We start from the raw sequence: 13558 nt of genomic DNA on the forward strand, positions 1-13558 counted from the left end.
CTTCTTTTTTAGGTTCTTCCTTCTTAGGTTCCTCTTTCTTAGGCGTTTCTTCTTTAGATGTAGAAGAAAGGTTAATAGAATACTTCGCAAAGCCACTTTCTTGTACTTCGACAAAAGCAATATGATCTAGTTCTTTGGCATAGGATTCAGCCGCAGGTCCAGTTTCAAAAGTAACATTTACGTTTGCATTAATAGGGGCAAACGACCAGTTTCCATCTGCTGTAGGGTTGATCGTACCTAGCTCCTCGATATAGGAGATAATAGCTTGTCGGTTCTCATCTGGAGCTTCTAAAATTGTATTTTTTCCATTTGGATTAACAATTTGACTTGTAGAAGCACGGTAGTTATTTGTTGCAACAACAAATTTCATATCAGATGTAACAGGTTTTCCGTTGAATTTTAAATCTTTAATTCTTTTTGCCTTTTCATTAATGACTTTTCCACCACGATCATACTTCGCCGGCTGAGTTACGTCAATTTGGTAAGTAACGCCATCAATCACATCAAAGTTATACGTTGGGAAGTCATTATTGATTAATGGTTGCTCTGTTGTAACTTTTGGATCGATTTGATTAAATTGTCCCGCAGACCATTCTAACCATTCTCTCACTTCATCTCCGTTAATTAATAGAGCATAGACCGTGTTAGGATAGAGGTAAAGATCTGCTACGTTTTTAATAGCAATGGTACCAGCTTTAATATCAGTATAGTAGCTAGGGCCTCCACGTCCACCTGCTTTAAAAGGTGCACCAGCAGATAGAACTGGAATTCCTTCATATTCAGTTCCTTTAAGAGATTTTTCTACATACCATTTTTGAGCGTTGGTAACAATTTGAATCGAAGGATCATCTTGTACTAGAGCAAAGTAACTATTGATCGGAGCCGTTGTTTTTCCAACAGGTCCGCGAACATACTCCAAAGTACCCTCATGCTCTGCTTTTACCGCATCAACTATAGCTTGTTCTGTAGCAACTGTTGGCTTTTTATCGCTATCAACAATAGGGCGTAGAACGGATTGACTATCGACCACTTTCCACTTTCCATCTTTTTTCTCTAGCTTAAGGTCGATGTAGCCGATGTTATCTCCCCAAGAACCTGGCATTAAGGCAGCAACACCATTGATAGTTCCTTTTTTAAGATCGACTCCTTTAATTCCTTCATAATCTTTTCCTGGGAAAACTTTATGTTGGTGTCCAGTTAAGAGGGCATCAATTCCTTCTACTTCACTCAGATAGTAAGAAGCATTTTCCATTCCTTTTACTTTACCAGAAGCATCAATACCAGAGTGAGCAAGAGCTACGACAATATCTGCTCCTTCTTGTTTCATTTTAGGTACATACTTTTCAGCAGATTCAACGATATCTTTCGTAATAACCTTACCTACAAGATGCGCACGATCCCATTGCATGATTTGTGGGTTAACAAATCCAATGACTCCAACTTTTACAGGATGCTCACGACCATTTTCATCCTTAAATGTACGATCTAGGATAATATAAGGCTTGAAGTAATTGACATCATTGGTTGGATCATCGTCTTTATCGTCTATGTATACGTTTGCAGTAACGTACGGAAAGTTAGCTCCTTTTAGGGCAAGCTGAAGGAAATCTAAGCCATAGTTAAATTCATGGTTCCCTACTGTTGCTGCATCGTAATTTAATAGATTCATAGCTTTGTAGACAGGATGAATCTCACCTTCTTTAAGAGGTTTGATTTTCGCTACATAATCCCCCATAGGTTCCCTTGAATTAAGTCACCGTTGTCAAAAAGAAGACTGTTTTTAACTTCAGCGCGTGCTTGTTTAATAAGCCCAGCGGCTCTCGCCAATCCAAATGCATCTGTTGCTGAATCCTTATAATAATCATAATTCATAATGTGTGCGTGAATGTCCGTGGTCTCAAGGATACGCACAGTCATGGCTGAACCGGCTTCAGCTGAGATAGCTGGGGCAAAGAGTGAGAACATAAGTGAAACGGCAAGAAGTAAGGCAGTAATCTTTTGAATAGCTTGTCTTTTGTTCATACATGTTCCTCCTAAGTTATGTTATGGTAATTCATACTACATATTGATCATACAACAAATTCGGGTTTAGAACTACCCCTACACAAAATCTTAAAAATTGACGTTGACAATGGAAATTCAAGGGCACATCATGAAAGTATGTTAAAAGTATGATAAAGGAAAGGGAGTAAGGATTATGAAGGTGATTATATTAGATGATTGGGAGAAGCATGTGTGTAATCAGACGAGTATTTCTAGATTAAGAGAACATTTTGAAGTGGAAATCTACCATGATAAGCCAACTAAAGAAATCCTTCTTGAACGACTTCAAAAAGCAGATATCGTTATTCCTATTAGAGAGAGAACAAGATTTTCTAAGGAGCTTTTACAAGAGATGAGGAATGTGAAATATATTGCCCAGACTGGATCGGGTCTTGCGCATATAGATATGGATGAAGTGAATCGTTTGCAGATGATTGTATCAACCACTCCGGGTGGTTCTAACGCTGTAGTGGAACTTGTCGTTGCTTTTATGTTAGCTTATTCTAGAAAGATCATTCCTCTCCATCACAAAATGAAAGAAGGGATATGGCAGGAAACGATCGGTTTCAGTCTAGAGGATAAAACGATTGGAATTATTGGACTCGGAAAAATAGGAGCGGGTGTAGCTAGAATAGCTCAAGCATTTAATATGAAGGTTGTAGCTTGGGGACCCCGTTTGACAGAAGAAAGGGCAAAGGAACACGGAGTAGAATATTGTTCACTTGAACAGCTATTGAAGAGATCTGATTATCTTTCGTTACATGTTCGGCTTGTTCCTGAAACAACTCACTTATTGAAAGCAGACCATTTTGATATGATGAAAAAAGAAGCATGTCTAATCAACACATCTCGAGGCGAAGTGATTGATGAAGAAGCTCTGATTCAGGCTCTAAGGGAGAATAAAATAGGTGGGGCAGGGCTAGATGTGTTCACACAAGAGCCTATTTCTTCAGATCATCCTTCCTGCAATTAGACAATGTGATCCTATCGCCTCATATAGGGTGGAAAACAGATCGAATGCTGAACCGATTCATAGATACAGCAGTCGAGAATATTCTCTCTTATTACATTGAGCAACAACCGACTAGGATCGTAAATCCAATCGAAAAGTAGAAGAGATCAATTATTTTATAGAAAAGAGGAGGAATACATGCGAGTCCAGATATTAATTGCAGATGATGATCCACATATTCGTGAACTCCTTCGTTTGAACCTCATTACGGAAGGCTATCTGCCATTTGAAGCGGAAGATGGGGAGCAGGCATTACACATTTTAGAAAAGGAAGCTATCCACTTAGCCATTGTGGATGTGATGATGCCAGAGAAAAATGGCTGGGAGCTATGTCAGGAAATACGCAGCTATTATGATATTCCCGTGATTTTACTCACTGCCAAAGGAGCATTGGAAGATAAGGCGAAAGGGTTTAGTTCAGGTACGGATGATTATATTGTTAAACCATTTGAACCAGAGGAACTACTATTTAGAATAAAGGCTCTATTACGCAGGTATAGAATGGTGTCTGCTGAATTAATTCGCTTGCATCAGACACAGATTGATCGACGTAGCTATGAAGTGAAAATCAATCAAGAATCCATTTCCATTCCTTTGAAAGAATTTGAGCTACTCGCTCAATTGGCAAGTTATCCAGGGCGCATCTTTACAAGAGAGGAGCTAGTACAACTAGTGTGGGGTACAGATTATAAAGGGGATAATCGAACGGTGGATGTCCATATTAAGCGTGTAAGAGAACGATTTAAGCCCCTTACAGATGATTTTACCATCACAACAGTACGTGGACTTGGCTATAAGCTAGAGGTGACGGAGAAGTGAGAACACTCTACGTTCATATCGTTGCTACCTTTATCGTCATTACCCTTGTCAGCGGACTATGCGCCCTGATGCTGACAAATGTATATTACCTGAGTAAAATGAGAGATTACAATGAGCAGAAAACGTTAAGAATAGCGCAAGAGATCCGTGATTTGTATGAATCTTCCTCTGATTTTGATTTTGAAAATTATCTGTCGAGCATTGCCAACATGGGCTTTCAATTATATGCCATAGATGAGCACGGAGAAGGAAGCTATTACGGAGCCGCTTTTAAGCATACGGAATTGGAAGCAAAGCACATTGCTGAGGTATTAAAAGGGCAAACCTATCAAGGAATGCAAGGGGAGGATCGCTTCCTGAATGTGGCTGGTTTCTTTGAAAATAGTTTACGCAATAGTGTAGGGCTCCCCGTTGAGGTACTGGGGCAAAACTATGCCTTATTCATTCGCCCTAATTTAGAGCAGCAAATAGGGGAAGTGCGTATGATTCTTGCTATTCTGTTGGTCTGTTCTTTTTTATTCAGTGTCGTGCTTATTATTTTCCTTACTCGTTTTCTGGTCAGCCCGCTAAAGAAATTAACAGAGGCTACGAACAGAATCGTCGCTGGAGACTACAACAATATTCAACTTGAAGTGAAAAGAAAAGATGAAATCGGAAATTTAGCTCGACATTTTGATCAAATGGCGCAGAGCTTGAAAAGATTGGACCAAATGAGGCAGGAATTCGTCGCCAATGTTTCACACGAAATTCAATCTCCTTTAACCTCTATTCAAGGATTTGCTTATTCAATGCTGAAGAAAAAAGCAACACCAGAAGAGGAAACAAAATATTTGCAAACGATCTATGAAGAAAGCAAAAGATTATCTTCCTTAAGCAATCAGCTTCTTACTCTTGCTTCACTAGATAAAGAAACCAATGTATTGAAAAAGTCTGCTTTTCGCTTAGATGAACAAATTAGACAAGTCCTAATTACCCTCGAATGGCAATGGACTCAAAAAAATTTGACGGTGGAAGCAGATTTATCTGAAATTGTGGCGACTGCTGATCCCGAGCTCCTTTATCAGGTCTGGCTAAATCTTATGACAAATAGCATTAAGTTCTCCCAACCAGGAGCCACTTTACACATTGAATTAAAAGTGGAACAGGAAATTAAGGTCGTCATTAGAGATGAAGGAATAGGGATATCACAGGAGGAGATTCCTTTCATTTTCGATCGTTTCTACAAGGCTGATAAAGCGAGAAATCGTACCACAGCAGGAAGTGGTTTAGGCTTGGCTATTGTCAAAAAAATTATGGATCTTCATGAAGGGAGTATTGATGTTACAAGTGAGCTAGGGAAGGGAACGACCTTTACGCTTCGTTTCCCTTATTTGTAACCTGCTGTTCATATTGCGTTCATAATCCTGTCCTACAATCTTATTAGAGAGATTAAACAGGAGGTGAATGGCAAGAATGAATCGTCTATTGCATCAACTAGCAGGATTCGTTAGTAGCCAAACAGGGAGTAGAATGATTGTCATCACATGGATTTTAATGATTGTAATTGGGACCATGATATCGCCTGGAGCCAAGGAATTTACCATCACAAGTCAGGAATCGAGTATTCATGAAGATACCCTTTCTGCCCAGGCACAAGCATTGTTAGATGAACATTTTCCAGCAGAGGGCGGATTAGTTGCCTTACTTGTCTTTCACGGACAACAACCCATAACCACTGAGGAACGAGCCAAGATTGAAGCCATTAGCGAATGGCTTTTCTCAGAAGAAAAACCTGCACATGTTGAGCGTTCTATGCCTTTTCATTTGTTTCCGACAGAAGTGCAGGAGCAACTGTTTTCAGAGGATCGAACGACGACGTTATTAAATGTGGTATTAGAAAAAGGGCTAGAATCAAATGAAGTTCAGCAAACGCTAGAGCAAATAAGAGAGTACGCTTTAAGCATGGAGCTAGACGGAATGCAATTTGAAATAACTGGACCTGCTGGAATTGTGGCAGATACTCTTAATATCTTTTCCAATGCAGATTTGGTGCTCTTGTTCTCTACCATTGGTCTGATTCTTGTTCTATTAATGGTCATTTATCGCTCACCATTGCTTGCCATTATTCCATTGGTCATTGCCGGAATGGTCTATCAAGCAGTTGATCGTTTAATAGGATTAGCGGCTCAAAACGGTTGGATCATTGTGGATAAGCAAGCCCTTTCGATTATGATGATTCTGCTTTTTGCCGTTTTAACGGATTATTGTTTATTCGTTTTATCTCGTTATCGTGAAGAATTGAAGAGAATGGGTTCAAAATATGACGCGATGAGAGTGGCTATGTCCCAAGTGGCAGAACCCATCTTGTATAGCGGAGGAACGGTATTGGTGGCGGTGATGGTCTTGTTTTTTGCTGTCTTCCAGCCGTATCATTATTTCGCTCCAGCCTTTTCCATCGCCATGGTTATTATTCTTTTGGGTGGATTGACCTTGATTCCAGCCGTGTTTACACTAGCGGGGCGCAAGGCATTCTGGCCTTTTATTCCGAAGCTAGGAGATGTGGAAAAACAAAGCAATCGCATCTGGACAAGAATCGCAACGCTCGTGACGAAAAAGCCTGCCCTTCTATCAGGGCTCCTTATTGTGATGCTAAGTATAGCTTCATGGAATATGTTGAATGTACAGTATTCATTCAATCTGATGAAATCATTTCCAGAAGAACTTTCATCTCGTCAAGGCTTTTCGATCCTAGAGGAGCATTTTCCCAAAGGAAGGCTGGCTCCAGTGACGGTGCTTCTTACCTCCGAAGAGAGAATGGAACTGACACCGACCATGGTTGAAGGTCTAGAAAACTTAGTCACAGCTATCTCGAATAGAGAAGGAATTCAGGCAGTTACTCCAACGATTACATCAGATTTCAGCAAGGCAGATGTTCCGTTACCTAGAGACTTTTTAGCGCAGGAACTTCAGGCAATCAAGCTGCAAATTACGCTGGAAGAGCATCCATATGATCAATCCGCTTTAGAAGTAGTGGAAAGACTTAGAAACGAGAGCGACAGGCTGCTAGAAGAAAGTGGGCTTGATCCTAAGCAATTTTCACTACACTATGCAGGTCAAACGGCACAACAGCTAGATGTGCGAGAACTAAATCAACGGGATCTATGGATCGTCTTTCCCCTTGTCAGCCTTCTAATTTTTATTATGCTTACCTTTCAGGCTCGCTCGATACGCATCTCTTTCATGATGATGATGACCATGCTTCTTTCGTATACGGCTGCACTCGGACTAAGCTGGTTTATATTCCATACATTTTTGGGCTTGGAGGCAATGAGTTATCGCTTACCTTTGTACACGTTTGTTTTCCTTGTTGCCTTGGGTGTGGACTATAATATTATGCTGGTCTCTAGAATAATGGAGGAAGCTAGACGTGTTTCTTGGGTCGAGGCAATCCATCGAGGTGTTTCCAAAACAGGCGGGGTGATTACCTCCGCAGGGATCATATTAGCTGCCACATTTTCTGTCTTAATTACTCAACCGTTACAGGAGCTCTTCCTCTTCGGTTTTGTGATGGCTATAGGAATCATGATGGATGTGTTTTTGATTCGTGGGATGCTGCTGCCTGCCATTCTCATGTTCTACAAGAAAAGAGTCGTCTTTCAAAAGAAGAGTCAACATTTCTAATTCTATAACTCTACTCAACCTATATTGATAATTGAAGCCATTTCATCTTTCTTATTAGAAGGGAAATGGCTTTTTTACTGAATAAGAAAGTTTAAATTTTTGTATAATCTATAACAAAAATTTAAACTTTCTGGCAGCATGAAAAGGAGGATAGGTATTCCCCTGTCCCTCAGTTGGAAGGATAAAACCCGAAGAAAAAGCTGGAAAAAAAATTATATTTTTTTGACATTTTATGATTGTAATTTTCATTTAGTAGTTTTATAATAGAAAAAAGTAAAGCGCTTTATATTCTGAATGCTCTGTTATGAATACGCTTTATTTTATTCAACCATAAAATTAAGTAGGTTTAATTTGACGATGAAAGGTTGATTTTTAATGTCCAAAAAAATACGATTTGCAGTCCTTGGTTTAGGGAGATTGGGGTATTGGCATGCTGAGAACCTCTCCCAGAGAGTAAAAGATGCTGAGTTGGTAGCGGTAGTTGATCCAATGGAGGGAAGAGCCGAACAAGTGGCACGCGAGCTAGGGGTGGCTAAATGGTCCAAAAACCCTGTAGAAATCATGGAAGATCCCAATATTGATGCTATAGCGATTGTTACACCAACCTCCACACATGCAGAGATGATTACATTAGCCGCCAATCATCAGAAACATATCTTTACAGAAAAGCCGATTACACAGACTTTGCAAGAGGCAGATAAGGTGATTGAGGCAATTCGACAGAACAAGGTTTTATGTCAAGTGGGCTTTATGAGAAGATTTGATCCATCTTATGTAGAGGCAAAAAGAAGGATAGAGGCTGGGGATATTGGTCAACCGCTATACTTCAAAGGAATGACACGAGATGGGGGAACGCCTCCACCGGAGTTTATTAAGCATAGCGGAGGGTTATACCTAGATTTCTCCATTCACGATTATGATACAGCCCGCTTTTTCATGGGTGCCGAAGTTACATCCGTTACAGCGCTTGGCAGTGTGGTTCATAATCAGTATGTTGCTGAGTTTAACGATGTGGATCAGGCTTTAACCTACCTAACCTTTGACTCTGGAGCTGCCGCAGATATAGAGGCAAGCAGAAATGCCTATTATGGGTATGATATCAGAGCAGAAATCATTGGAACAGAAGGTGCCATTCATGTTGGGGGTTCCATGCAGCATCATGATGTGAAGATTCTTAAAAATAACGGGGCTACATATAATATCATCCCTGACTTCCCCACCAGTTTTAAATGCCTATCTCTATGAAATGGTGTCTTTTGTTGAGAGTCTACGAAATAATGAAAGACCAAAAGTAGATGAAGTGGATGGCAAGCTAGCTCTTGAGATTGCAGTGGCAGCCACTCAATCCTATCAGACAGGTAAGACCATTCGTTTAGACGGTCATACAAGCAATAGTAAACTAGCGTAATAGGTAGTATTATTTTTTGAATATAGTACTTTCTCTTTAAAAAAAACCTTTTTTCTGCTAAAATTATTAAGCGCTTAATATTCTGAAAATGAAGCGGAGCGTTTTGGGAAAAATTATGGTATTCTTTATATGTACGTCATTGTATCTATAAAGAAAGAGAGAAAGAAGGCGAGAAGTATGAAACCAACTATCTATGACGTAGCCAATAAAGCAGGTGTTTCAATCGCTACTGTTTCAAAAGTCATGAATAATTTGCAAGTTGGCAAGAAAAGCAAAGAAAAAGTGTTAAAAGTGATGCAAGAATTAAATTACAAGCCAAGTGTCCTTGCCTCCGCATTAACAGGAAAAAGGACTTCAACCATAGGATTTTTGTTACCTGACCTTGCCAATCCGTTTGTTGCAGGAATGGCACGTAGAGTAGAGGATCGTGCGCATGAATTAGGATATAATATCGTGATTTGCAGCACCGATCTAGATAAGGAAAAAGAAGCATTTTACGTGTCTCTCTTAAATCAAAAAAGTGTCGATGGCTTTGTATTGGCAGGGGCTTTCAAAAATACCGATGTGATTGCTGAACTGCTTGAAGATCAAATTCCAGTTGTTCTGCTAACAGAATCTTACCCCTTTCTTTCAGTAAACAGTGTGAAAGTAGATGATTTTTTAGGGGGATATGAGGTAGCAGCTTATCTAGCTTCTCTTGGTCATCAAAAAATCGCAGTCATTGCAGAAGATGTCACAAGTAGCCAAGAACGTATAGAGGGCTATAAGAAGGCACTTCAAGATAAAGGCTTAAGGTGATCGAAGAGCTGATTAAGATTAGTGATTCTAGTTCAGAAGATGTGGAACGAATCACAGCAGAATTACTCGACCTCCCTGAACCGCCGACCGCTATTTTTGCTTTAAATGATCTGATGGCGATTAGTGCGATGCATACCGCACGGGAGAAAGGACGTAGTATCCCTGAAGAACTGTCCATTGTCGGCTTTGACAATACATTACTTTCAAGAAGTACAGATCCTCCTCTTACCACGGTGGAGCAACCTATCCAAGATATGTGTACGAAGGTGGTGGATTTACTCATTGCTGAAATTGAAGGAAAAAGCAAAGATAAGCAGCGAGTTGTCTTTTTGCCTCAGCTTATTGTTCGAAAATCAACCTGTCAGTGTTCCTGATCCCAGTGATCGAAATCGGTAACTGGGTCAGGGGATAAAAAATATTCAAAAAATTAAGCGCTTAAGTAAAGGAGAGGACAAACTATGTCAAAAGTGAAAATTGGGATTTTAGGCGCAGGAGGAATTGCTAGAGTACACACCAATATCTTAAAGAGGGATGAACGGGTAGAGATTATTGGAATAGCAGATATATCGGAAGAAAGAGCCGCTTCATTGGCACAAGAAGCGGGACAGGCAACGGCTGTCAAAACATTGGAGGAATTATTTGACTTAGGAGTGGATGCCGTCTATGTCACGACACCGAATACGTTACATGTAGAGCCCGTCTTAAAATGTTTAGATAACAATGTTCATGTTTTCTCAGAAAAGCCAATGGCAACCTCCTTAGCGGAAGCAGCTCAAATCAGAGAAGCAGCAGCTAGATCATCAGCCATCTACAACTTAGGAATGAACCGACGCTATGCTTTTGTCTATAAAAAAGTAAAAGAAGTTATTGATTCTGGTGAGTTAAGCCCTTTCCTAGCTCATATTAAAATGAATCGTGGTGAGCTATTAAATCCTGCTTGGACCTCTCACCCAGAAATTACGGGTGGTTATCTCTATGAAACTCCTTTTCATTTGATGGATATGTGCAGATATTTATTTGGAGAAGTAGAAACGGTTTATTGCGAAGGAAGACAGAATATTTCAACATCTGAAATTGATACCTTTGCTATTATGCTTACCTTTACTTCTGGGACGATTGCGAACTTTGTTACGTATGCCCATGCTGGTTGGAGCTTTCCTTTTGAAAGCTTAGAGGTGTATGGTAAATACTCTACTATTGCAACACAGGAGTTAGAAAAAGTTATGTATTCACCGGGCTTAAATCAGCCAAGTCAGCTTAGTGATTTCTTCCAGTTATCTACGGAGGACAAATGGGGTTATGTTGAAGAGGACCGCTTGTTTATAGATGCCATCCTAGAAGGCACAAAACCTCCTGTAGATGCGGAAGATGGATTTAGATCTATCCAATTGCTAGAGGCTATTTATGAAAGCGCTAAAACTGGAAAACATATTGATTTTCGCGAGAAAGTATAAAGCGCTTTCTTTCTAAGAATATAAGCGAAAAGGGTGAAAAATATGAAATCCAAAAGACAAATCAGGGTGGGAATGGTGGGCTACAGATTAATGGGTAGAGCTCACTCCCATGCTTATCGTGACGTTCCTTTTTATTTCGATACAGAGTGTACACCCGTGATGCAAGCTATTGCGGGTCGAAATGAGGAAGGAGTGAAGAAAGCCGCTGAAAAACTAGGCTGGGCTTCCTATGAAACTGACTGGCGCCGCCTCATTGAAAGAGAGGATATCGATTTAATTGATATTGTGACCCCTAATGATACTCATGCGGAGATCGCGATTGCAGCGGCTGAAGCTGGAAAGCATGTTTTTTGTGAAAAACCACTTGCTTTAGATCTAGAGCAAGCAAAACGAATGCTAGAAGCTGTCAACAAAGCAGGCGTGACTCATATGATCTGTCATAACTATCGATTTTCCCCTGCTGTGCAATTTGCCAAAAAATTAATAGAGGAAGGGCGCTTGGTAGAATCTATCATATTCGTGCTACCTTCTTGCAGGATTGGTTGATGGACCCTAACTTCCCGCTGATTTGGAGACTTCAGAAGGATATTTCAGGAGGAGGAACCCTAGGGGATCTTGGCGCTCATATTATAGATATAGCACGATTTTTAGTTGGCGAATTTAAAGAAGTAGTAGGAACCATGGAAACCTTTATTAAGAAGCGTCCATTAGGCACGATGAGCGATAACTTGAAAGGGCAGATAGAAAGCACTACATACGGAGAAGTCAATGTCGATGATGCCACCTTATTTATCGCTCGTTTTGAAAATGGTGCTCTAGGAAGCTTTGAATCTTCACGTTTTAGTAAAGGAAACAGAGCAGGGAACCGCTTTGAAATTAATGGAGAGAAAGGCTCAATTCGCTGGGATATGGAGAACTTGAATAATCTACAGGTATATCTTGGGGATGATGAACCAGGTCTTCAGGGATTTAGAACCATTAATTGTACTGAAGAGGAGCATCCATTTGCTCAAGTTTACTGGCCAGCAGGGCATATTCTTGGTTACGAACATACTTTTACCAATATTATTACCGAGTTAATGAACGGCATTGCCAAAGGAACGAGTCCTTACCCTAACTTCGAGGATGGAGTAAGAAATCAGGCTGTCTTAGAAGCTGTGGAGGAATCCGTTCGAAATCGAAAATGGGTGAGCTTAGGAGAAAAAATACTGTGATGCTTGTATATTCTGTGACCTGAAAAGAGAGAAAAGGGTCCGATTCTTGGTTGGCCAGTTCTTCTAAGAACTTTCCAATATATAAACAAGTAATAGGGAGGTTTTAACGATGTTTAGCAAAAAGAAAATGGTTTTCCTACTGTCTTGCCTGCTTGTTATTTCTATGTTTCTTGTAGGTTGTGGTGCTTCTGATAGCACTTCCCAAAGCTCATCCTCGGGTGAGCAAGGAGAAGGGGCAAGTCAATCAGCAGGAGATAAAATCGTCATTGGAGCAGCACTTCCTGATTTTGATGATAAATGGTTGGGTTACTTACAAGATGGAATGAGAGAGTATGAAGCAACACTTGAAGGAGTAGAAGTGATTTATGTTGATGCGATGAATGATGCGAATAAGCAGCTATCGCAAATCGAAAACTTTATTTCGCAAAAAGTGGATGCGATCGTGATGGTTCCTGTTGATACCGTTTCTGCAGAAAATATGGTGGACAAAGCAAACCAAGCAGATATTCCGATCATTGTAGTTAATAGACAATATGAAGGAGTCGATCAAGCAAGTGCCTATGTTGGTTCAGAGTCTATTACTGCGGGGATTATGGAAATGGAAGAAGTAGCTAGAATGCTAGATGGAAAAGGAAATATTGCCATCATGAATGGACAGATGGGACACGAAGCTCAAATTAAAAGAACAGAAGGAAATAAAGAAATCATGGCTAAACATTCTGATATGCACATTGTCCTTGAAGGAACTGGGGAGTGGGATCGTGCCAAAGGGATGACCTTAATGGAAAACTGGTTGCAGTCAGGTAAGGAAATTGATGCTGTTGTTGCCAACAATGACGAGATGGCTATTGGAGCAATTATGGCACTAGAAGCTGCTGGAAAGCTGGATGATGTCATTGTTGCAGGAGTAGATGCTACTCCAGATGCTCTTGAATTTGTGAAGAGCGGTAAATTATCTGTTACGGTTTTCCAAGACGCTGCTGGGCAAGGTAGAGGAGGAATTGAAACCGCTTTAAAAATTGTGAGAGGCGAAAGCGTGGACAAATTCGTCTGGATTCCCTACGAGCTAGTGACCATTGAAAATGTAGAAGAATACATCAAAAAATGGCAATAGTTCAAAGGTTCCGTAAGTTGAGGGACAAGGAACACC

Annotated in this window: 8 protein-coding genes and 3 pseudogenes; 10 read left to right on the forward strand and 1 reads right to left on the reverse strand. The window is 40.3% G+C overall.

The window, feature by feature from the left end:
* A pseudogene (locus JCM10596_RS25060) lies at window positions 1-2022 on the reverse strand (bifunctional 2',3'-cyclic-nucleotide 2'-phosphodiesterase/3'-nucleotidase); the annotation flags it as partial.
* 175 nt (window positions 2023-2197) lie between these two features.
* Here JCM10596_RS25060 and JCM10596_RS25065 point away from each other — a divergent pair.
* From JCM10596_RS25065 to JCM10596_RS11165, 10 genes and pseudogenes are all read left to right on the forward strand, one after another.
* Window positions 2198-3016 (forward strand): NAD(P)-dependent oxidoreductase, encoded by an 819-nt coding sequence (locus JCM10596_RS25065; RefSeq protein ID WP_234410483.1) that lies wholly within the window; start codon window positions 2198-2200, stop codon window positions 3014-3016.
* A gap of 177 nt (window positions 3017-3193) precedes the next feature.
* On the forward strand, window positions 3194-3874 hold the full coding sequence (locus JCM10596_RS11130) for a response regulator transcription factor (RefSeq protein WP_025027203.1): 681 nt from the start codon (window positions 3194-3196) through the stop codon (window positions 3872-3874).
* Window positions 3871-5250 (forward strand): sensor histidine kinase, encoded by a 1380-nt coding sequence (locus tag JCM10596_RS11135; RefSeq protein ID WP_025027204.1) that lies wholly within the window; start codon window positions 3871-3873, stop codon window positions 5248-5250. The genes JCM10596_RS11130 and JCM10596_RS11135 overlap by 4 nt, the downstream gene beginning before the upstream one ends.
* A 76-nt stretch (window positions 5251-5326) precedes the next feature.
* Window positions 5327-7534, forward strand: coding sequence for an MMPL family transporter (locus tag JCM10596_RS11140; RefSeq protein ID WP_025027205.1), 2208 nt, complete (start codon window positions 5327-5329; stop codon window positions 7532-7534).
* Between the two features lie 375 nt (window positions 7535-7909).
* Window positions 7910-8942 (forward strand): annotated as a pseudogene (locus JCM10596_RS25070) (Gfo/Idh/MocA family oxidoreductase).
* Window positions 8943-9119: 177 nt separating this feature from the next.
* Window positions 9120-9740 carry a LacI family DNA-binding transcriptional regulator gene (locus tag JCM10596_RS31320; protein ID WP_369345624.1) on the forward strand — a complete coding sequence of 207 codons (621 nt, stop codon included), beginning with the start codon at window positions 9120-9122 and terminating at the stop codon, window positions 9738-9740.
* Window positions 9737-10114: a LacI family DNA-binding transcriptional regulator gene (locus tag JCM10596_RS31325; protein ID WP_369345625.1), complete on the forward strand. Its 378-nt coding sequence runs from the start codon at window positions 9737-9739 to the stop codon at window positions 10112-10114. The genes JCM10596_RS31320 and JCM10596_RS31325 overlap by 4 nt, the downstream gene beginning before the upstream one ends.
* A gap of 84 nt (window positions 10115-10198) precedes the next feature.
* Window positions 10199-11194 (forward strand): Gfo/Idh/MocA family protein, encoded by a 996-nt coding sequence (locus JCM10596_RS11155; protein WP_025027206.1) that lies wholly within the window; start codon window positions 10199-10201, stop codon window positions 11192-11194.
* A 42-nt stretch (window positions 11195-11236) separates the two neighbouring features.
* Window positions 11237-12408, forward strand: a pseudogene (locus JCM10596_RS25080) (Gfo/Idh/MocA family protein).
* A 109-nt stretch (window positions 12409-12517) separates the two neighbouring features.
* A complete protein-coding gene (locus JCM10596_RS11165) occupies window positions 12518-13522 on the forward strand; it encodes a sugar ABC transporter substrate-binding protein (RefSeq protein ID WP_025027207.1) in 1005 nt (334 codons plus the stop codon).
* Window positions 13523-13558: the final 36 nt, after the last annotated feature.

Source organism: Caldalkalibacillus mannanilyticus JCM 10596 (genome assembly GCF_000615945.1).
Lineage (GTDB): Bacteria > Bacillota > Bacilli > Caldalkalibacillales > JCM-10596 > Bacillus_AT > Bacillus_AT mannanilyticus.